At 62.0% G+C, this 21206-nt stretch carries 19 protein-coding genes, 1 pseudogene and 1 riboswitch; of the genes and pseudogenes, 10 read left to right on the plus strand and 10 right to left on the minus strand.

What is annotated here, in order from left to right:
* Positions 1 to 48 precede the first annotated feature (48 nt).
* The 3 genes from VEJ16_02940 to VEJ16_02950 all read left to right on the plus strand — a co-directional run bounded on the left by VEJ16_02940 (position 49) and on the right by VEJ16_02950 (position 2954).
* Positions 49 to 1368: an aminotransferase class I/II-fold pyridoxal phosphate-dependent enzyme gene (locus VEJ16_02940; protein ID HYB08610.1), complete on the plus strand. Its 1320-nt coding sequence runs from the start codon at positions 49 to 51 to the stop codon at positions 1366 to 1368.
* Positions 1369 to 1465: 97 nt separating this feature from the next.
* Positions 1466 to 1571: riboswitch (TPP riboswitch) on the plus strand.
* Positions 1572 to 1640: 69 nt separating this feature from the next.
* Positions 1641 to 2477: an EamA family transporter gene (locus tag VEJ16_02945; protein HYB08611.1), complete on the plus strand. Its 837-nt coding sequence runs from the start codon at positions 1641 to 1643 to the stop codon at positions 2475 to 2477.
* A 225-nt stretch (positions 2478 to 2702) separates the two neighbouring features.
* Positions 2703 to 2954, plus strand: a complete 252-nt coding sequence (locus VEJ16_02950; protein ID HYB08612.1) for a hypothetical protein — start codon at positions 2703 to 2705, stop codon at positions 2952 to 2954.
* 200 nt (positions 2955 to 3154) lie between these two features.
* Here VEJ16_02950 and VEJ16_02955 read toward each other — a convergent pair whose 3' ends face one another.
* Positions 3155 to 4129 (minus strand): transporter, encoded by a 975-nt coding sequence (locus tag VEJ16_02955; protein ID HYB08613.1) that lies wholly within the window; start codon positions 4127 to 4129, stop codon positions 3155 to 3157.
* Positions 4130 to 4296: 167 nt separating this feature from the next.
* Here VEJ16_02955 and VEJ16_02960 point away from each other — a divergent pair, with 167 nt between their 5' ends.
* The gene (locus VEJ16_02960) at positions 4297 to 5178 is read left to right on the plus strand and encodes a TauD/TfdA family dioxygenase (GenBank protein HYB08614.1); all 882 of its coding nucleotides are present in this window, start codon (positions 4297 to 4299) and stop codon (positions 5176 to 5178) included.
* Here the strand turns inward: VEJ16_02960 and VEJ16_02965 are convergent.
* From VEJ16_02965 to VEJ16_02990, 6 genes are all read right to left on the minus strand, one after another.
* Positions 5175 to 6161 carry a trypsin-like peptidase domain-containing protein gene (locus tag VEJ16_02965; GenBank protein ID HYB08615.1) on the minus strand — a complete coding sequence of 329 codons (987 nt, stop codon included), beginning with the start codon at positions 6159 to 6161 and terminating at the stop codon, positions 5175 to 5177. The two genes, VEJ16_02960 and VEJ16_02965, sit on opposite strands and share 4 nt — an antisense overlap.
* A 25-nt stretch (positions 6162 to 6186) precedes the next feature.
* Positions 6187 to 6564 (minus strand): LuxR C-terminal-related transcriptional regulator, encoded by a 378-nt coding sequence (locus VEJ16_02970; GenBank protein HYB08616.1) that lies wholly within the window; start codon positions 6562 to 6564, stop codon positions 6187 to 6189.
* A complete protein-coding gene (locus VEJ16_02975; protein HYB08617.1) occupies positions 6561 to 7445 on the minus strand; it encodes a S1C family serine protease in 885 nt (294 codons plus the stop codon). Before VEJ16_02975 ends, VEJ16_02970 begins: the two co-directional genes overlap by 4 nt.
* A gap of 233 nt (positions 7446 to 7678) precedes the next feature.
* Entirely contained in the window at positions 7679 to 9469 is a 1791-nt protein-coding gene (locus VEJ16_02980; GenBank protein ID HYB08618.1) for a Rieske (2Fe-2S) protein, read from the minus strand.
* 419 nt (positions 9470 to 9888) lie between these two features.
* Positions 9889 to 11067, minus strand: a complete 1179-nt coding sequence (locus tag VEJ16_02985) for an FAD-binding oxidoreductase (protein ID HYB08619.1) — start codon at positions 11065 to 11067, stop codon at positions 9889 to 9891.
* Positions 11064 to 12647, minus strand: a complete 1584-nt coding sequence (locus VEJ16_02990) for an NAD(P)/FAD-dependent oxidoreductase (GenBank protein HYB08620.1) — start codon at positions 12645 to 12647, stop codon at positions 11064 to 11066. Before VEJ16_02990 ends, VEJ16_02985 begins: the two co-directional genes overlap by 4 nt.
* A gap of 279 nt (positions 12648 to 12926) precedes the next feature.
* Here VEJ16_02990 and VEJ16_02995 point away from each other — a divergent pair, with 279 nt between their 5' ends.
* On the plus strand, positions 12927 to 14141 hold the full coding sequence (locus tag VEJ16_02995; protein HYB08621.1) for an FAD-binding oxidoreductase: 1215 nt from the start codon (positions 12927 to 12929) through the stop codon (positions 14139 to 14141).
* 29 nt (positions 14142 to 14170) lie between these two features.
* Here the strand turns inward: VEJ16_02995 and VEJ16_03000 are convergent, their stop codons facing one another.
* Complete coding sequence (locus VEJ16_03000) at positions 14171 to 15628, minus strand: M81 family metallopeptidase (protein ID HYB08622.1); 1458 nt, start codon at positions 15626 to 15628, stop codon at positions 14171 to 14173.
* A 42-nt stretch (positions 15629 to 15670) separates the two neighbouring features.
* On the opposite strand from VEJ16_03000, the pseudogene VEJ16_03005 reads away from it, so the two are divergent.
* Positions 15671 to 15784: pseudogene (locus tag VEJ16_03005) on the plus strand (hypothetical protein).
* 433 nt (positions 15785 to 16217) lie between these two features.
* Here VEJ16_03005 and modA read toward each other — a convergent pair.
* Positions 16218 to 17039: a molybdate ABC transporter substrate-binding protein gene (gene modA, locus VEJ16_03010; protein ID HYB08623.1), complete on the minus strand. Its 822-nt coding sequence runs from the start codon at positions 17037 to 17039 to the stop codon at positions 16218 to 16220.
* Positions 17040 to 17177: 138 nt separating this feature from the next.
* Between modA and VEJ16_03015 the strand changes: the two genes are divergently transcribed.
* From VEJ16_03015 to VEJ16_03025, 3 genes are read left to right on the plus strand one after another with little or no spacing between them, the layout of a single operon-like run.
* Positions 17178 to 18242, plus strand: coding sequence for an ABC transporter substrate-binding protein (locus tag VEJ16_03015; protein HYB08624.1), 1065 nt, complete (start codon positions 17178 to 17180; stop codon positions 18240 to 18242).
* A 39-nt stretch (positions 18243 to 18281) separates the two neighbouring features.
* Positions 18282 to 18488, plus strand: a complete 207-nt coding sequence (locus VEJ16_03020) for a molybdopterin-binding protein (protein HYB08625.1) — start codon at positions 18282 to 18284, stop codon at positions 18486 to 18488.
* 10 nt (positions 18489 to 18498) lie between these two features.
* Positions 18499 to 19308 carry a class I SAM-dependent methyltransferase gene (locus tag VEJ16_03025; protein HYB08626.1) on the plus strand — a complete coding sequence of 270 codons (810 nt, stop codon included), beginning with the start codon at positions 18499 to 18501 and terminating at the stop codon, positions 19306 to 19308.
* Positions 19309 to 19399: 91 nt separating this feature from the next.
* Here VEJ16_03025 and VEJ16_03030 read toward each other — a convergent pair whose 3' ends face one another.
* Positions 19400 to 19798, minus strand: a complete 399-nt coding sequence (locus VEJ16_03030; protein ID HYB08627.1) for a DUF302 domain-containing protein — start codon at positions 19796 to 19798, stop codon at positions 19400 to 19402.
* A gap of 355 nt (positions 19799 to 20153) precedes the next feature.
* Here VEJ16_03030 and VEJ16_03035 point away from each other — a divergent pair.
* On the plus strand, positions 20154 to 21206 hold a 1053-nt coding region (locus tag VEJ16_03035; protein HYB08628.1), incomplete at its 3' end, for an adenylate/guanylate cyclase domain-containing protein.

Below are 21206 nucleotides of genomic sequence, written 5' to 3' on the forward strand. Positions count from 1 at the left end.
GCGTTCTGTAAGGGTTGGGCAAAGGCAATGGGAAATGAGGTAAAGCCGATGGCGGCGTTGGAGCGGCGGCGGTGGGTGCCGGAGGAGTCCGAGGCATTCGTTCAGTCGGTTGCGCGCGAAACGGCGGCGGCGGATGCCAACGCGATCGAGCGGGAGCTTCTCCGCCTTGTCGACGAGAACGGCACAATCCACGACCGCGACTGCGTCAATCTCAATCCCGCGACCAACGTCATGAATCCGCGGGCCGAAGCGCTTCAGGCCCGTGGACTCGGTCGGCCGTCGCTCGGCTATCCCGGCGCCAAATACGAGATGGGCCTCGAGGCCATCGAACGGATCGAGGTCATCGCGGCAGAACTGGCGGCAGAGACCTTTGGCGCACGCTTCGCTGAAATTCGCGTCGGCTCGGGTGTGCTCGCAAACCTCTATGTGTTCATGGCGGTTGCAAAGCCGGGGGACGCGATCATCGCGCCACCCGCCACAATCGGCGGCCATATCAGTCACCACCTGTCGGGGGTCGCGGGCCGATATGGGATCGTGACCCACGAAGCGCCGATCGATCCGGAATCCTATAGCGTTGACGTGGACCGTCTTCGCGCGCTCGCAAAAAAATGCCGCCCCAAGCTGATCACGGTCGGGGGCAGCCTCAATCTCTTTCCTCATCCCTTGCGTGAAATCCGCGAAATCGCAGACGATGTGGGCGCATACGTACTTTACGATGCCGCACATCTCTCGGGGCTGATCGCGGGCGGGGCTTGGCAGCAACCGCTTGATGAGGGTGCTCATGCAATGACCATGAGCGCTTATAAGAGCCTGGGCGGACCCGCCTCGGGCCTGATCGTCTCCAACGAACCCGAGATCGCGGAACGGCTCGATCGAATCGCCTATCCCGGCATGACCGCGAATTTCGACGCCGGAAAATCGGCCGCCTTGGCGATGACGCTGCTCGATTGGAAAGTGCACGGCGGCGATTACGCCAAGGCGATGGTCGAAACGGCGCGGGCTCTGGCGGAGAGCCTTGGTGGCGAAGGCGTCGACGTCTTTGCCTCCAAGCGTGGTGCTACCCGATCCCATCAATTCGCCCTCGAGGCGGCAGCCTATGGTGGCGGGCAGCACGGCGCGCGACACCTCAGGCGCTGCAATATCTTGACCTGCGGCATCGGATTGCCCGGACCCAAGGTCGAAGGTGACGTGAATGGGCTTCGGATTGGCACGCCGGAGATCGTCCGCTGGGGGATGGGGAACGCGGACATGCCGCTACTGGCAAAACTTATCGCGCGTGCCCTCTCCACTAGAGAGTCGCTCGATTCCGTGGCGCGCGACGTGACTCAATTCCGGCGCCATTTCAATCGTCTGCATTTCATGCGCTAAGGCCCTCGTGTGGCGAATTTGAAGTTTCTGTCATTTTGGTGGCAGCGGCTCAAACAGCGACTTGCTTGTCACATGTCGGCCACCGCCTTAGAGTAAGCGCATCGCCAGGGGGAGCCGACCTCGGCTGAGAGGTTCCACTCCGGAACGACCCCTCGAACCTGATCCGGATCATGCCGGCGTAGGGATAGGTGCCGATCGATGCAAAGCCGTGATAGCGGCCGATTCCTTCTCTCTCCACTCGACACGATTGCCGCAGTGCGCGGAGCCCGACGATGACGCCTGCTGTCGTCGGTCTTGTTCTGTGCGCCGCGATCATGCACGCGAGTTGGAACGCAATATTGCGCAGCAGCGGCGATCGACTGCTCACCGTGACGATCATGAGCCTCGCGACCGCAGCGGTGGCGGCACCTTTCGCACTGTTACTCCCGCTGCCTGGGTCGGCGAGCTGGCCATATCTCGGCCTCTCCTCCGTTCTTCAAGTCGGCTACAGTGTTTTTCTTGTCATGGCCTATCGCCAAGCAGACTTGGGCCAAGCCTATCCGATTGTTCGCGGTTCCGTACCTTTGCTCGTAACGCTCGGTGCCGCATTCATCGCGCATGAACGGCTAGGCCTGCAACCCTTGGCGGGCATCGTGCTCGTGTCCCTCGGTATCTTGAGCCTCTCCTTCGGCAAGCGGGGTGCAAACGTCGCATCGGTCGCGGCAGCGCTTGCAACGGGCATCATCATCGCAATCTATACGGTGACCGACGGCATCGGCGCGCGCCTTGCTGGAAGCCCTTACGCGTATTCGGCCTGGCTGTTCCTCCTCTACGGCATTCTCATGCCCCTTACGTTCATCGCCATGGGTCGCCGAATCGCAATCGAAATTCGCTCGCCCGAATCCCTCAAAGCCCTTGCCGCCGGCGTCGTCCAACTCCTGACTTACGGCACGGTGATTTGGGCGTTCACCTTGAGCCCGATCGGGCCGGTCTCGGCGTTGCGAGAGACGAGCATCGTTTTCGCGGCGGTGATCGGCCGCCTCTTTCTCGGTGAGACCTTCACTGCACGGCGCCTCGCGGCGTGCGCAGCGATTTCACTCGGCGCAATTTGCCTGGGATACCGGCTTTGAAGAATTTGCCATGTCGGTAATCGAGAACGATATTTGAGAGAGTTTATATTCGTAATTTCTAATTTACTAAGCTAGCTTATTGTCCGCGACGAAATCTCTCCGCTTCGTAGCACGGTTGCGCTATCTTGCCGCACGCAGGTAGGCATCCGCGATGTTGCTTGCCGGTCATAATCGAGATTGCCGATGCACGCGATTGCTTCGGCCAGATTCTAGGAGGAATACGCCATGAGTCTTACTCGTCGCAGCACACTTGCCGGCGCAGGTGCGGCCGCAATCGCAGGACTGACGCTCGCCACCGGCGTCGCCAAAGCCGAGGAGCATGTTGAAATCCGCAGAGCAATCGACGCACTCGAGCATGCAAGGGACTATTTGATTCACGCCGAGCACGATTTCGGTGGGCATCGCGAGCACGCCCTCAGGGATTGTGACGCAGCACTCGTACAGCTGCGCGAGGCGCTAAAGTTCGACCGGCACTGAGCCGAGACCGCGATCGCTTCGCTACGAAGAAACATCCAAAGATTGAGATCGTGCGTTCTAGCGAGACCGCATGGCGCTCGCCGGGAGTCGTCGTGGCCACAAATGACAGTTCGCGCGACCCCGGCGGGCGTGTTACCCGCTGCATTGTGAAAAATTGTGCATGAAGCCTTGCGCGCCAGGCTTTGCGTCTGAAGCCCTCGTCAGTCGAACCAGCGATATTGCAGTGAGAAGGTTAAAGTGTTGAACGTTCCGCCATTGCGGGCGGTAAGCCACGTCGACCAAGCGAATTTGGCGGAGAAGCCGTCGTCGATCGGAACCGAGAGTGTCACGCCATAGCGCGTGATCGTCTGCACGTCGTGTCCGGACTCGCCGTTCAGGTAAGTCTGGCCGCCGGTGTAGTGAGTCCCGTCGAGTGCGAGCCAGAAATTGACGCCGAAGTTGTACCCCACGTGGCCCTGGAGTACCCAAAGCGGGTCTTCGCTTTGTATATGGCCGTGGAAGAGATCTTCATTGTCGGTGAAGAACCAGACCCCCGCTGCCCCTTCCACAAACCAATCGTCGATCGGCTGCGACACGCCGATCTCGGGCTTGAATGACCATCGGTTGGCACTGATGTTGATGAGATGATTGGGGTTGTAGTTGCCGGTGGGTGCGACCGCGACGAGGCTCACGCCGAGCGTGGTCGTCGGCTCCCGGGCTGCGAACTCGGCTGGGGTCTGAGCGGGATTGCCGATCAGGTTCTCGGTCACGCGCATCCTGAGATCGCCGAGCCCTCTGCGCGTGATTGCTCGGCTATCTTGCTCGACATCGCCCGTAAGGTGCCCTTCGACATAGGGCAGCTCGATGCCGGCACTTGCGGTCTGGCCGAAGAGATCGAAGCCACGATCGTACGCGATCGTGCCGGTGTTGATCGTCGCTTGGACGTCGCTGATGGGGAGTGACGGGACGAGTGAGACCCCGCCCGTCGTGCGCGCGTAACTCATGATCAGGAAGTTCGTGTCAACGGGAAAGGCCGAGAACGCCCGCGGTTCCATGTCCTGAGCGAGGGCGCCACCGCCTTGGAGGAGAAGCACCAACGCCAGAAGAGCGGCCGCCCAAAGCGATGTCCATCGGCGTCCCGGACGGACGCACTTCGCCGATGCGTATCGCAGCCCTCTGCGCGGTTCGTGCGTCAAGCCGGCCGATCCGTCGCGATTTCGTCAATCCGAAGGGAAGATTTGCATATTTTGGCGGCGGAGTCCCCGCGCTCACCCAAAACGACGAGAAAAATCCAGCTCAAGCGATTTGACGGAACGCGCTTCGACGGATTAGCCTTTCGCGGTTTCGGTTTTCGAGGGCATCCGTGGTGCGTTCACTCAATCCCGCGATCGCGACGGCCCGGAGTGCTGCGCGGCTTCGTCCGCTCGACGGCGGCCTTGGCGCGGAGTTCGTCGGCTTTCAGGTTACCGCCATCGATGACGCGTCTTTCCCGGCGGTGTACGGCGCGTTCCTGAAGCACCAGCTATTGCTGTTCCGGGATCAAGACCTTCCCCCTGCGGAGCAAGTTGCCTTCGCACGGCGCTTTGGCGAGGTGCAGGTGCACGTGATGAACCAGTATCATGCGACGGCGTACCCCGAGCTTTACACCTTGTCGAACCTCGACCCCGAAGGGCGGCCGAGCGGCAAGCACCCCGATCGGGGTACCCTTGCCTGGCACACCGACGGCTCTTGGCGGCGTGTGACCGGTCAAGCGACCATGCTCTATGCCGAGCAGATTCCCTCGGACGGGGGCGGGACCAGCTTCGCGGACATGTATTCCGCCTATGACGCCCTCACAAGCGCCGAGCAAGCCGGGCTCTGCCGACTGCGCGCCATTCACAACCTCAATTTTTCGCGTAGCCGTCGGCATGGCGAAGAGCCGATGACCGAGGCGCAGCGCATGGCCGCACCCCCGGTCGATCATCCGGTCGTGCGCACCCATCCAGAAACTGGGCGAAAGTGCGTCTTTCTCGGCGATCATGCCGAGACAATAGAGGGTATGGCCGAAGCGCAAGGTCGTGCATTTGTCGAAGCGTTGAACGAGCGCATCGTCGCACTTGCCCGAATTTACCGCCATCGCTGGCGGCAACGGGACCTCATGGTTTGGGATAACCGCTGCCTGATGCACAAGGCCGAGGGCTACGACACCGCGCGCGAGCCGCGGGTCATTCGTCGCTGCACCGTCTTGGGCGAAATTCCCCGTTAAGGGCTTCGCCGCTCGCTCGGGGTCACGGTGCGTTTCTCGAACCGCATGTCGCGCAGCAAAGTCAGCTCGACGGAGCGGCCGATCCGGCCGGCTCCGAGAAGGCGGATGAGGTCGTCGGCACCCGCAACGGGCGCGCCATCGAGGGCAATGATGACATCGCCATCGCGAAGGCCACCCCGCGCCGCCGGGCCGCCGGGCTCGAGCGCCTCGATGCGGACCGCGCGAGCGCCAGCACCGGATGCCACCGCGATCCGCCGCGGCAGCGGCACGGTTTGCGCGGCGATGCCGAGATGGGCACGGCGGACGCGGCCATGCCCGACGAACTCGCCGACGACAAACAGCGCCACGTTGCTCGACACCGCAAAGCAGAGACCCTGTGCGCCGCCGATCATTGCCGTGTTGATCCCGACCACAAGGCCGGAGCCAGCGACGAGCGGCCCGCCCGAATTGCCGGGATTGAGGGCCGCGTCCGTCTGGATGACATCGTCGATGAGCCGCCCGCTGCCCGAGCGCAGGGACCGCCCGAGCGCCGATACGACACCCGCGGTAACCGTTGATTCGAAGCCAAAGGGGTTACCGATCGCGACCACAAGGTGACCGCGCCGAAGTGTCTTGGAATCGCCAAGTACTGCTACCGGCGTCCCGTTGGGCAGGTCAGCTCGCAAAAGCGCGAGATCGGTGTCCGGATCGTCGCCAATGATCTGGGCTTCGATTTCGTGGCCCGCGGGAAGGCCGAGGACGAGGTGCGCCGCCCCCGCCACGACGTGGCTGTTGGTCAGCACCATGCCGTCGCCCGCGATAACAACGCCCGATCCGATCCCGCGCCGGCGGCCGCGCCCCCCGCTCGCGACACGCACGACGGCCGGCCCCACCCGCTCAGCCACCTCGCCGACTATTCGCGAATATGCGTCGAGCGCGGCCTCCGCCGAACGGGCGGCGTCAGGATCGCCATCGATCGGGGATGTCGGTACGGAATCGAACATGGCGATCCTCAGAGATGGGCGGCCCTCAGAGATGAATGACGCCGAGCCGTGCCGCTTGGGCGACCGCATCGGTGCGCCCGGTCGCGTCGAGCTTGTCGAGGAGCGAGCCAACGTGGAATTTCGCGGTGTGAACCGAGATTCCAAGACGCCGGGCGATCGTCTTGTTCGACGCTCCCTCCGCCAGCAAGACGAGGACCTCGAGCTCGCGCGGGGTCAATCCCGTGTCGACCTCCGCAGGGGACGCGCGTTCGGGCGAGACCACGAGGACATCGCCGCGCTCCCCCGGTGCGGCCAATCGGACATCCGGCAGCTCAGCGAGTAGCAGGGCCAGTCGATCCGCAAGATCGGCGTCGCCGACATCGAGCGCGATCACGATCGGCCCATGATCCTTCTTGCCGTTCAACCCTCGGGCCTTTCGCCGACCGCCAGTTCGATATCCCGAGGTTCGCCCCCGCGCTTGATCGATAGCCTCGCGACCGCGCCGACACTGTCAGGGCCAAGAGCGCCGAGAAGTGCCCGGATTCCCTGAAGGGGCTGCCCGTCCCAAGCGACGATTACGTCGCCCTGACGAACGCCGGCCGCGACACCGGGACCTTTGGCATCGACACTCGTGACCATGGCGCCCACACCGCCCCCATCTACCCTGACGAGTTGAAGTGCGAGGCCCAAATAGCCGCGGGCAATTCGCCCATGACTTTCGAGCTTGGCGGCAACACGGTCGATTGTGGTGGTGGGAATCACCAGAACGCGCCGCCGGGGACCGAATACCGCCATTCCGATGACGCCGCCAGCGGGTTCGATCGCAAGACCGCCTTCGGCCGATCGGCGCAAGTTGGCATCGAGCTCGATTCGCGCATCGATCGAGCCGCCGCGCAGGCTTTGCCATTTATCACCCGCACGCGACACGACGCCGAGGGCCGCGGTGGCCGCACCGGCATCCGATCCGACGACGATCGCGAGCGAGCCGGCCGCCACGGCATTGGCCGAGTCGAGTTTCGGCTTCGGTAGATTTCGATCAGTGCGGAGAAGAGCGACGTCGGTCGTCGGATCGCGTCCTACGAGCGTTGCAGCCACCCTTTCCCCGCCTTGCAGGATAACGGCGATCTCGCCCTCCTCGGCCAAGGTCTCGTCGGCGGTGACGATAAGGCCCGGGCGCCAGAAAAAGCCACTTGCGCGCGAGCGGTGGGAATGCACAGCGACAACGCATGGCGCGGTACGTTCGACAAGGTCGGCGATGGCGTGCGAGAAAGATTGAAGATGGGAAGTCGGGGTTTGATCGGTCATGGGGGCTCTCCTATCCTGGCCCTCAATGTGGGACCACCGCACCGCCAGGGCCACTGCCCGGACGGGCAGGGCGCCGAATCGAGGACGAAATTCCGGTCGCAGCGCTCACGCAGCCCGTGGAAATCAGTCAAGGCCGCATTGTCGGGTGCTACGAGGTTCGGTGCATGCACGCCAGCGAACCTCATTCGGGCCAAGCCCGTGACATCCATCGAACGGCATTTTCCGAGCGCGCGTTAGCTGTCGGGGTCGATCCCTTCGTGAAGCTGGCCACCTCGCATGAGTCGGCGCGCCATGTCGGCCGTCTGCAGAGCCGCGCGCTCAGTCGGCGCGTGAGCGGCGAGGTAGCGCGCGACGGCCACCAGGATGTGGCGTCCCTCCGCACCATCGCCCCATTCGCGAAATTGGCGAACGCCGGCCTCCAGCATCTGATAAGCATGAAACCCTGCATCCTCGCGCAAGAGCGCATAGGCGAGAGTGCCGATCAACGCTTCGCTTGGGTGGCCGAGCAGCAGGTACCGGGCGACCAGCCGAGCGGCTTGATCTACTTGACGCTGGCGATCGAATGATTCGAGCAAAGCCGCGCGAAGCTCCTTGGCGTCGGAAGGCAAGTGATCGAGCCGGTCGCCCTCCTCGCCCGGCAAGCGGGCCGGCGGTACGTTCAGATAGCGCGTGAGGTAGACCGCGATGGCGCCGTGAAAGACCCCGCGCACCGCTTCCATATGCTTGGCATCGCCGACGTTTTCGGTGCCGATCCGCTTAAGTGCCTGGTGCACCGCGTTGCAGTACGTGAATGCGTGGTGCGCCGCCTCCCAATCGGCATGCTCATTTGCCGTCCCAAATCGGGCGACGCGCAGCGCTGCTGCATAGGCCAGCGACCGCGACAGATCGATCGGTGCTGCACCAGTGACGATTGCCTCTTTCAGGGCTCGGATGATTGACCCCGGGTCGTCGACAAGGAGTGCCTGCGCGAGCGGCTCGTGTTGGGACCAGCCCCCGATCGCGCGCCCCGCGGCAAAGAGAGCGGAGAATTCGGGGACGGCGCCCTCAATCAAGGCCACGAGGTCCACGGGCTGGCGCCAAGCGGTCGATTCCTCGGCACCCCGAGCACCGACCATTTGTCCAACGACCGTCGGCAAAATCTCAGCGGCGTGTTGCCAGCCGATCAGGTCGAGGCATTCAAAGGCCTTGTTGACGAAATCGAGCGAATGGCCGCCGTCAGCGAACGTCCGGTCGGTCTCGGCGGCGAAAAGCAAGTCCGCAAGATTCGACGGTGTGGCCCCCGCTGCAATGCAGGTCATCACCGTGCGTTCGGCGCCATCGCGATGTCGAACGGCGACCCAACGTCGGAGCCAATGCTTGAGCGTCGAAAGCTCCGGCGTTCCCGACATCGCCGCCCGCTCGCGTCGTGGCGCTTCGCCATCGCAATCGGCCGCCACATGGCGAATGCCATGAAACAGCGCTAGGTAGGCCTCCTCCTCGCTGAGTGCCGGCAGCAGATTGCCGAGTGCCGTAAGGATCGTCATGCCCGAACTCCAGCCGTCCCGGTTCTTGGCGCCGAACAACGCGGCCTGACGCAGAATGTCGGCCGAGGGCATCGCGGTTGAACGAAGCGCTTGCACGGCTTTGGCAATGACAAGGCCAATATCGTGAGCCATTCCGTCTTCAAGTTTCTGACGCCAATGGGCCACGGGATCGGCATACCCGAACGTCGGTCTGACCCACACTTCGCCGTCGCGCACCTCGACCGGGCACGTCGGAATGTCATCCGCCCATAGGTCGAACGTGCATCCGCTTGCAATCTCGAAGCGGGCATGGTGCCAGTGACAGGTCAGGATTCCATCCTCGACGCTGCCTCGATCAAGTGGAAAGCCCATGTGCGGGCAGCGGTTGTCGAGGGCGAAGACCTTTCCGGCGTCGTGGACGATCAATAAAGGCCGATGGCGACCGCGGACGACGATCCTGCCTTTCGTTTTCAACTCATCGATCCTGCCAACAAAGACAAAGCTCTGATCCGGAAGGTCCATGGCCACTTTCCCCTGAACGGCGCCAGCAAAGCCCCACCCGCCCTGAGCTATGCGCAATTCATGCAGCTGAACGGCCTGCCGCGCGAGCGACGTATCCTTAAACTTAGGTTCCAAACCCGCCAGATCCAACAAGTAACGATCGCCGACATCGACCGAACGGTCGGCACTCGCGTTTGACCGTCAAGATTGGAGAATATTCTCAATCTCAAAGAGTCACTCTCGGCAATTGTGGCGCTGTGTTGACGCCGCGCGACAGCGAGGCGGCGGTCCGGTCGAGCGGAGAGCGCAAGACGTCAAGCGCAAGCTTCAGATGGTCTTTCAAAATCCCGACAGCACGCTCAATTCAAGCCATTCAGTCGGCTTTGCGATCGACCGAAGCGTGTCGAGCCCGCATTTTAGGATTGAGGAAGCATTGTCAGTCATGCTTCGGACAACTGCTCCTGCCCTCGCGGCGACCACGGAATCCACCCGTGCCGCGCCTTCCAATCCTCCGGAAGATCGGCGAAGCGCGACAAGGTCAGCTGCGACAGATCCGCGAAATCGCACCGACCTTGAGTGATCAATTGCATGATCGCGCGGCCCGAGGCCGGCGAAAGTCCGAATCCGACGCTCGACATGGTGGCGATCACCACGTTCGAAGGGTCGTTCAGCCTATCCAAGATGGGTCGCCCATCCGGCGTATTTTCAATCACGCCCGACCAGCTTCTGATCACGCGGACATGGCCGATCTTCGGAAACAATTCACGCAGCCGTCGGGCAAGGTTTCGCACGATTGGCGTGTTCGCCGCCTTGGGCGTGCGCGCATCCGGCAAGTGCAGCCATTCGTGAGGACCGCCGCCATAGGCTAGATTACCTCGCAGCGTCTGCCGCCCATAGAGACCGTTGCCATCGGCGCCGCCGTGACGAATGAGCGGCAATGGCTCGGTGACGATCATCTCCGCGCGTGCGGGTGCAAGCGGCACGTTGACATCCACCATCGCCGCCAGTTGTGCCGTGTGCGGCCCTCCGGCGATGACCACCGCGTCGCAGCCGATCGTTCCTTGATCGGTCCGCACCGCCGTGACCCTATCACCACGCCGTTCGATCCCGATGACGGTCGTATGCTGTAGGATAGCACCGCCCAGATCCTGGATCGCCCAGGCGTAGGCCTGCGCGGTGCGCTGCGGATTGGCATGGCCTCCAAAATGAAGGAGCATTCCGCCCGCGAACTCGTCTGGAACCCAAGGCACCAGCTCCCGCACGCTCTTCGCGTCCAGAACGTCGGCATTGAAGCCTTGCATCAGCGCGAGATTTACACCTCTCGAGAGGTGCGCGAACTGCACTGCATTCAGTGCTATGCGAATGCGGCCTCGCCGGTATTCGGTGGGATAGCCCAGCAACTCGTCCATCATGGGCCATAGCCGCTGCTCCTCGACGAAGAGCGGGGAATAGGGATGTGTGGCGCCCCCACCGTTGCGCCCGGAAGCTTCCCAGCCAACGATGCCCTTCTCGACCACTGTGACGCCAATGCCTTCGCGCCGAAGCCACCAAGCCGTGGACAAGCCGGTGACGCCGCCCCCGATCACAATGACATGCGCAGTTTCCCTGGCCGTACTCATTTCTCGGCCCCGAAAATGATGCGTTCCGCCCAGTCTTCGGCGTTCTCGTTCACCTTTTCCCAATGGGGGAGCCATTGTGTGGGGATGCCAAACCATGCCGTCCAGTCGGCCCTGATCTGAGCGGACTCGTCATGGGCCGCCAGCACCGAAAGAGGCAAGGGGCGCAGCGGCGCGCGATAGCTCGGCATCGGCACCGTACCGCTCGATTGGTTGCCCTGCATCGCAAGCAATACCTGCACCTGTTCGCGACAGCGCCGGCCTTGGCACGCCCCCATGCCAGCGCGCGTCAGTCGCTTGACCTGATCCTGGTTCAGGGGCCCATCGACGGCCAATGTTCTGAGATCGCGCCCGGCGGATTTTTTGTCGTCCCATTTCAGATAGCGCGGCGGGCGGACGCCAAGGAGGTCGCGAAGCGTCACCTCCTCGCAGCGGCAAATCGTGAGCATCGCCGCATCCGGTCCGGCATGCGCCCGCATCCACTGCCGCCGCTTCGCGTCGCGATCATAGCCGCGCGCGTCGAGCACCGGAGCATCGTCGGGCACTGAAAGGCCGCTGTCGCGCGCCGCCCGGCGCGCGGCAATCCGCCCGGCATCCTGTGCGAGGGCGGGATCGAGGAGCCGAGAATCGGTTACTCCAGCGCAATCGCCCGCCGCGTAAATGCCCGCAACCGACGTGCGGCCCCAACCATCCGTTGTCGGGACATACCCGCCCAAGGTCGGCTCGAACGTCATTGCGCAACCAAGGAGATCGAACATCTCCACATTGGGCACCACGTCCAGCGCAGAGACGATCGTGTCGCACGCGATTTCAAGCGCGTCGCCGCCGGCGACGGGCGAAATCACGATGGCCTCGACCTCAGGCCCGACACGGACCTCGCGCACCACCCAACCCGCGTACACGTCCACGCCCAAATCGCGGACCGTTGCATCGGATGTGGGGGCGACGTCGACGACGGCGGCGACCGGCAACTCGTTCGTCTGCGCTTGGCGCACGCAGCGTACCCCGGCAGCACCAGCACCCAGCACCACGACGCGCCGACCGGCGAAACTGTCATAGAGCGCCGTCGCGGCGGCGAACCCCTGGGCACCCATGACGCCGGGACTGTCCCAGCCAGGGAACGCGAGCGCCAAGTCGCGTGCACCCGCGGCGACGATCATACGCTCGAACCCTATCAGCCAGGATTGCTCCTCGTTGGCGAGCGCCAGTATCCGGCTCGGTAGCGCCTGACTGGTCGGCCCCTCGATGAATGCCGCCCAGGCATAATGGCCAAGGCGCACGTCCACGCCCGCCTCGAATGCCTGTTCGAGATCCGGTCGTGCAGCGACGATGCGCTCGAGCATGCGTGGCTGGTTTTGCACGGCTGCGGTCATGCGCTCGCCGAACATCCACGGCACGTCAATTCCGATCAGCGCCGAGGCGACCGGGTGCTCGTCCACGAGCATCACGCGCAGACCTAACCCGGCGGCCTCTATCGCGGCGGCAAGCCCTGCCGGACCTGCACCCACCACGACAAGTGGCACATGGTCCGTCAGAGGAAATTCCTTGCCGGCAATGGACGTCCGATCAATGAGTTTGGACATCGCGTCCCTCTCCCGGCTTAACCTTGGGCGATGTTGCGCGAACCGTAGGCGCCGCCCCGAGGCATCGGCGGCAAAAGGTTAGCGGCTCATGCTCGATAAGGCCAGATTCGTATCAGAACGCGGCTCGACGGTGTTCCGGTTCCTGGGCATTGTCATTGAGTCCGGGCGCCTCGAACGCGTGCCGCTCGGACCCCTTGTTTTGGCGTGCCGACGTGCGATGCTAGTGTGGCGAATCCGAAATTCGCCGCATCAGCTCGTCGAGTGAAAGCGAGGCAATCGATGCCCATGAAGATCGCGGTCGTCGGCGGCGGTGTGATCGGAACGAGTATCGCCTGGCACTTGGCCATGCGTAAGCTTGGCGAGGTTCTGCTTGTCGAGCGAGACAGGCTTGGCTCAGGTACGACGTGGCACTCCGCCGGCAATATCACTTGGAAACCGTTATCCAATCACGATTTGGCGGTCCTTTATGCGCTCGAGACCATCGCACATCTTGAAAAAGATCATGACCGATCAACAGGGTGGTTGAAGACGGGTCGCATGTTCATTGCGCGTAGCGATGCTGTTAGGCAGGATTTCGAACGGTTCGATCGAGTAGCAAAAGACAAAGGCATCGGCGCTCGATGGCTCGAACCGGGCGAGGCGCAAGCGCTCAATCCGCTCCTCGACGGGTCGAAGGTCGGAGCGATTTGGTTCAATCCGCTGAGCGGTAGGGTCAATCCGGCAGATCTTACCGCGGCTTATGCAAGTGCTGCGCGCGCGGCCGGAGCGCGCATCCTGGAGAACCGGGAAGCTTTGCGCCTGTCATTGGCCGGCGGACGCGTATCCGGCATCGACACAAGAGAAGGTTTCATCGAGGCCGATACGGTCGTGGTTGCGTCGGGGTTATGGTCGCGCGGCCTTCTGGCGCCGCTCGGGGTGGGACTTCCGCAGGTGCCATGTGAGCATTTCTATGTGATCGCGAACACCTCGCCACGTCTCAATCGAGAAACACCTTCCTTCGTCGCCCCCGACGATCTCATCTACGGGCGCGAGGAAGTCGGTGGTTTCCTGGTCGGGTTCTTCGACGAGAATGCCAAGACGCTCGATCCATCGAGCTTGCCGAATCCTTTCTCGTTTACGTTACTTCCACCCGACTGGGACAAGATCGCCCCGTATTTTGAAAAAGCGGTGGAGATATTTCCAGCACTCGAAAAGGCGCCCATCCGCCACTTCATCAACGGACCCGAAAGCTTCACGCCAGACGGCAAACCATTGATTGGCCGGGTTCCCGATATTGACGGCCTCGTCGTCGCCACGGCCATGAACTCGGCCGGCGTGACCTGGTCTGCGATGACCGGCCACATCGTTGCCGATATGGTTGCAGGCGTCTCGCCGAAATTCGATCACGCTCGTTACGACCCGATGCGTTTTGGCGACAAAGGGCACGACATCGAATGGCTAAAGGGTCAAATCGCGGGAATTGTCAGCCTGGGCTATCGCAACCAGAATCGTTGAGGCTTACCGCGTTCGGCGGGGCGATTTTATCAATCCCGCAATGGGTCGTCGACCCTCGGCCAGACTTGTCGCAAAAGTTTCGTGTAGGGAATTTCAGCGAAGCGCCGCTGCAAGGCGCCCGGCGCATCCACATACAGAACCTCGCTCGCGATCGGAGCGAAGCCTGCATGGAAATGATTGGTCGATTTGACGACAACCACCCGACGCCGGCTGGGGTCAAGGCCGAGACCGGTCATGCATTCGGGATGAAAAACCTGAGTACGTTGTGTATTGAGGACGAGATCTATTCCGCTCGCGTGAATCCAGGCCGCGTCGCCAATCGGAAGCGAAACCGACCCGAAACGTTGGGTGAGGCCGGATTTGAGGCGGCGCACGGTCGCGCGGAGGTCAACGGGCGAACCGGAAGTACGACCCGACTTGCCGCCGATGCGGAGATCGAGCGTCGCACCCTCGCCGGCTTCGCGGCAAAAGCGAACCGCCACCGGGTCCCAGTGGAGCGCGCTCGCCACTTCGCGCAAACCTCGTTCGAGCATGCGCTGCAGTATGAATGTCGCATCGCCCGGCGCACCCCCTCCTGCATTATCCGAAGTGTCCGCGAGAACAACCGGACCCTTCGGCGCCGCAAGAGCGCGATCGAGGGCGTCATCGATCGAAAAGAACCGGGGAATGAGCCCGTCTCGCATCGCATAAACTTCGCGGCCCAGGGATTCGACGAGCCGTCGAGCGACGGCCAAGTCGCCATCGGCAACCACAAGCATCCGGGCGCCGACGTCGGCGACGTCGCCCCACGGAAATCCATGCCCGAATGATACGGACAAAACGCCATCGCGTCCTTCGACCGCCTTCATTCGATCGACAAATCCACGTAGTGGCTGTTCCTGAGTGCGGAACGTGCCGATCATGCGGCAGTCGAACGTCGCCATCACCGGATGCGTGCATCCAACTGCGGCGTCGACGACGATCCGAAATAGTTCTGCCGCCCGCTCGATAATGTCGATATGAGGATATTCCTTGTAGGTGACGATCGCAGTTGCCGAACGGACCATCCGGTCGGTGATATGGCAATGCAAATCAAGTTCGGCCCCTATCGGCACATTGTTGCCGACTTCCGCGCGCACGTGCTCGAGGAGATCGCCTTCCACATCGTCGTAGCCATCGGCCACCATGGCGCCGTGCAAAGCAAGCAAGACGAAATCCACCGGTTTCGCCTCTCGAAGGTCCCTGAGAATTTCGCCGCGAAACGACTCGTACACGGCACGACCGGTGACCCCACCGGGCTCGGCCACGGCACACAGGCTCTCGACAACCGTCCAGCCGTTGCTCTCGCCCGTCCTTCGCCAGACGTCGAGCTGTGCCGAGCAGGCGTTAAGCGGTCGTTGCGTCGCATCGCCGTGCGCGATCAGGCATTCTTCGAAGCTTTCCCATCCTGTAGGGATGGGTGAAAAGGTGTTCGTTTCGGTGTCGAGGCCGGCGATGAAGAATCTCATAAGCAGACCTCCGTCGTGGTTGGGGCAAACTCTCAAGATACAAAGCGGCAGCTCTCAGGTTATAAAGTGCCGAAGCGGGTCCAGTTCATGGAAGCGTTGCCCAAGTCGACCGTCGGTAAGATATTGGGCAAGGGCCTGCGCACTCTCGCGAGATAATGAGCGGTGGGAGGGATACGCTCGAACACCGTTGACGGTCGGCTGCCCGCATCGGCCGTGTTTACATGTGGCTGTCAGGACCCTGTCTTGAGCAAAACGGTCATACCCAACTCGAGCCCATTTGCTCGGCCGGATCGGTTGATGTCTGCACCTTCGGTCGAACCGCCTCGTTCATAGGCCCCCGCCCACAATGACATCGCGCGAAACCCGAGGGCGCTTTTGCCTATTTTTCGTGCCTCACGGCGTCGTGCGAGGATTATAGGGTCGCCCGGTGTGAAATGGTACGAAAGAGGGTCGGGAAGTGCCGGTACCAGCCGCCGGGTGCTTATCACCACAATGCGCGCGAAGGCAATCGCCAACGGCGCGCATCGCCGCCCGCCGGTTAGACGGTTTCCCCCATGCGGCGTCAAAACGCTTGGTTGTGTAGCGCCGGTCACTCCAGGAGGAAGGTAAAGCCTTGCTTTTCGAACAGGGCGCGGGCTTTGGCCGATTCGACATAGGCCAGGAAAGCAGCGGCATTGGGATTGCTCGATCCCGCCACGAGAGCAATCGGATAGACAATCGGCGGATGGGTATTTTCGGGGAAAATACCGGCGATTTTCACTTCGCGCTCGGCTGCGGCGTCCGTTTGGTAAACAATTCCGTAGGGCGCTTCGCCGCGCGCGACGAGGGCGAGGGCGGCGCGTACATTCTCGGCCTGCGCTATCTTGCGCTCGACCGACGACCACACGCCCAGGGAATCGAGTGCGGCACGGCCATACTTTCCAGCGGGAACGGCGTTCGTGTCGGCCATCGCAAGCTTGCCGTCGCCTAAAAGATTTGCGAGGGGGAAACCGGGCGTGATTTCCACAGCACCGGCGGCGCTGTCTTTTGGCACGATGAGAACCAGACGATTACCAAGCAGAGCCTTGCGCGACTCGGTCTGGATGAGTTTCCTCTTCTCCAGATAATCCATCCAATCGAGATCGGCTGAAATGAAGATGTCGGCTGGTGCCCCGGCCTCGATCTGCCGGGCAAGCGTCGAACTTGCCGCATAAGAAATGACCGCGGGCTTGCCGGTCTCCCGGCCGAATTGGACATTGATGTCGTCGAGTGCGTCCTTCAGGCTCGCCGCCGCGAAAACCAAGACCGATCGATCTTGCGCCATAACGGGCGTGAAGCCTGCACCGCTTGCCGATACGGCCAAAATGACAGCCGCAATCCATCGGTGGAATAGCCCGAACGGTCCGCGTTCGGGCGCCGTTGCCCTCTTCATGTTCATTGTCCTCTTGGTGCGCCGATTCGATATATCCAACAGAATATAATGCCTACCTGCCACTGGAAATGGCAAACTCTTGGACGATATCGAGGTGTGTTGGCGGCAAGTCCAACGCGTATCGGGGAGCGCGCAAAGGTGAGGACGACGGGAGCGACAAAAGTTGCAGCAGCTTGGGTATCGAGCGCCGTTATTGCGACCGCACTTTGGCTGTTGCCGGTCGGCCTTCCATGGGAGCAAGCGAGTGCTGCAGACCGGGTTGTGACGGACTCTGCAGGACGTGAGGTGAAAATCCCGCCGAAGGTCGATCGCGTTTTCGTAGCGGGACCTCCGGCCGCCGTCGTTGTCTACACGCTCGCCCCCGAGAAGCTGGTCGGTTGGACAGCTCCCCTCAGCGATGAGAAAAAGGCTCTGATGCCCAAGGAGTACGCGGCTCTGCCGGTCGTGGGACGGCTTACGGGGAGCAACGGCAACGCCATCATTGACGAGGTCGCTGCTCGGCATCCCGATATCATTCTCGATGTCGGCGACGTCGACGCTCGCTACTTCGCGCTGGCTGATCGAGTCCAGGAGAGAACAGGTGTGCCTTACATTCTGATGGACGGCCGACTAACAAAAACGGCGAAACTCTATCGACAGCTCGGCGATATTTTGGGCGCGACGGCGAAGGCGGCGGAATTGGCGTCTTATGCCGACGAGACATTAGCGGACCTCAAGCTTGTGCTCTCGGCAATCCCGCCGGACCATCGGCCGCGCATCTTCTATGCACGCAATCCGGATGCAACTCAATCGGCGGCCGTTGGGTCCATTATCGGGGAAATCTTCGACACGGTCGGTGCACTCAATGTAGCCGGGGAGACCAAGGACGCTATTACGCCCGATCAGGTTCACGCTTGGCAGCCGGATGTCATCGTGACGAGCAATGTCGAATTTGGCCGTTCTGCCCTGACCGACCCGCGCTGGCAGGGCTTGACGGCCGTGCGCGACGGACGCGTTTATCGAGCACCCCTCGATCCGTTTGGCTGGGTCGACGAACCGCCGAGCGTGAACCGACTGATCGGCATCAAGTGGCTAATCGCAGTCCTCTACCCTGGATCCAGCAAAATTGACATGCGGCAAATGGCCCGTGATTTCTATGCGCGCTTTTATCATGTGCAGTTGACCGAAAAGCAGCTTGATGGAGTCCTTGATGCCGCACACTGAACGCGTCCGGACCTGCCCTTTATGATCGGAGGAAACAATATGAGAATCAGCGCTCGCAATATTCTCAAAGGCAAAATTGTCGACGTAACGAAGGGCCAGACGACGGCGCACGTCCGCATCGACGTGGGTGGCGCCATCGTGACCGCTTCGATCACCAATGAGGCCGTGGATGACCTCAAGCTGAAAGCCGGTCAGGATGCATTCGCCGTCATCAAAGCCTCTGACGTGATGATCGCAATTCCTTGATCGCGTCGATATGTCCGCGACATCGCCTGACTACCGTGCCGATGACGGTGGCGCCTACGAAAGATTCCTCGGCCGCTGGACGCAGCGCCTCGCCCTGCCTTTCATCGAGTTTGCTCGCCTGCCTCCCCTCGGCGATGTGCTCGAGGTGGGATGCGGGACAGGAAGCCTCACCCTCGCCCTCGTTGAACAACGGCCGCAGGCTCACATTTTTGCCGTCGACGTTGCTGAACCCTACCTCACCTTTGCCCGCACTCGCGCGGGTGGGGAGCGGGTTCGATTTGAGGTCGGTGACGCGTGCCGGTTGAACTTTCCTTCCGGTCGATTTTCCGCCGTGCTTGCCCAGCTTGTGCTGAACTTCGTCCCTGACGCGGAGGCCGCCGTCGGTGAGATGCGTCGCGTCAGCCGTCCCGAAGGCGTCGTCGCGGCGGCCGTGTGGGACTTCCGCGGCGGGCTCGTGTATCAGCGGCTCTTCTGGGACACCGCATCCGGTGTCGATCCGGCGGCGGCGGCGGCGCGCGATCGACTGTTCTCTCATCCGCTGGCGTTGCCCGACGGATTGATCGACCTGTGGCGGCGAGCGGGACTGACAAGCATTGAGCGCGCCTCGATCACGATCCGGATGACCTATGCGAGCTTCAACGACTACTGGGAACCATTGCTCGGTGGGCAAGGGCCGGTCGGCACTTACGTGCAGGGCTTGACGCCGGGCATGCGTGAAAAGATCGAGGAACGCGTGCGAGCAGCCTATCTGTCGGGTGCTGGGGACGGACCCCGTTCGATGACGGCGACGGCCTGGGCCGTGCGTGGCGTGGCACCTTGATTTCTCGACCCGGGACATCGCCCGCAGGCTCACATTTTCGCTACCGTCGCCCTACCTGGTGCCTTGTGCGTCACGAGGGCTATCTCTTGGCTCAAGCAACCACCTCTTCTGCGATGGCTGCCAGCGCGGTGGCCATTGTCTTAAGATGTGGTCCGGTTTCAGCGGGAGCATTATGGCGTTTTGCGAGCCAAGTCGGATCGTTGTAGGCGAGCCAGGTCTTTCCTACCTCGTCTTGCCAAGCGAGCGCCCGGAGCGGCAGGTCAATGCCGATGGTCTGTGCGGCTTGCATCAGCGGCGTGCCGGCCTTGGGGTTTCCAAAAATAATGACTTCGGTCGGCCGCAACTTCATGCCCACTTTTGCCGCTGCCGCGGCGTGGTCGATGCGCGCAAGAATGGTAATGCCCCGCTTGGTCACCGCTGCCGCCAGCCGGTCCATCGTTTCCTTCGGGTCAAAATTGCTGATGCGAGCGGTAAAACCTTCGAGCGTCATGAAAAGGCTCCGCCGACGGGGTCAACGCATGCTGGCAACCGCTTCAGGGGCCGGCGAAAGAGTGCCCCCAAGGAATCGGCATGTGGCGACTGCGTTCCGAGCGCCGCACGCAAGCAAGTGGTCGGGTGCAAGATCCGGGAGTTCGACCATGCCTCCCTCCCACGCCTGCCGCGAAGTATATAAGGTACGGGTGCTATGGCCTACTCCATATACGGATCGACGAGGCTCTCCGTCCCCATGAGCGCACAATGACCCTAAGGGTCATAAAAGTGTAAGCGCTCTCGGACGAAGGGCCATCGATATACCGAACCCCGTTTTTGGATTAGGATTTTCACAGAGGGCGAAGAGGATTTCTGTGTCGCCTGAGCGCACCGAAAGGAGGCTGGCCGCCATCCTTGCCGTTGACGCGGTAGGGTTTAGCCGGCTTATGGGTACTGATGAGGAAGGCACCCTTGCGCGTCTCAAGGCGCATCGCCGCGAACTCATCGACCCTAAAGTCGCAGAACATGGGGGACGGGTAGTCAAAGGCACCGGCGACGGGGTCCTGGCCGAGTTTTCATCCGTTGTGGATGCAGTTCGCTGTGCCATCGAGATACAGGAGGCCATGACCACCCGTAACGCCGACGTACCGACCGACAATCGGCTCGATTTCCGCATCGGCGTGAACGTCGGCGACATCATTGTCGATGGCGATGACATTCATGGCGATGGCGTCAATATAGCCGCGCGACTCGAAGGGTTGGCGCATACGGGAGGTATCTGTATGTCGCAGGCGGTTCTTAATCACGTCCAGGGCAAGCTGCCAATCGAAGTCGACGATGCCGGCGAACAGGCTCTCAAAAACATCGATCGGCCCATCCACGTCTATCACGTCGTTATGGAACGTGCGGCAATGCCAGTGCCGCCAAAGGCGCAAGACTTAGCACTGCCGGACAAACCATCGATTGCGGTGTTGCCGTTCGAGAACCTAAGTAGGGATCCCGAGCAGGAATATTTCGCCGATGGGATGGTCGAGGACATCATCACGGCATTATCGCGCATGCGCTGGTTGTTCGTGATCGCGCGAAACTCCAGTTTCACTTACAAGGGCCGCGCCGTGGACGTGAAACAGGTGGCACGCGAACTTGGCGTCCGGTACGTGCTTGAAGGCAGCGTTCGGAGGTCGGAAAACCGCGTCCGGATTGCGGGCCAGCTCATCGACGGTTCAACCGGTGCGCATTTGTGGGCGGACCGCTTCGAGGGCGAGCTCGAAGATGTCTTCGACCTGCAGGACCGGATGACCGAGAGTGTCGTTGGCTCGATCACGCCGAAGCTGGAGCAAGCCGAGGTCGAGCGCGCTGCGCGCAAACCGACCGAGAGTCTCGACGCCTACGATTACCATTTGCGGGGAATGTCTAGCCTTCATCGG

It is taken from the genome of Alphaproteobacteria bacterium (assembly GCA_035625915.1).
In the GTDB taxonomy this organism is placed as follows: Bacteria; Pseudomonadota; Alphaproteobacteria; order JACZXZ01; family JACZXZ01; genus DATDHA01.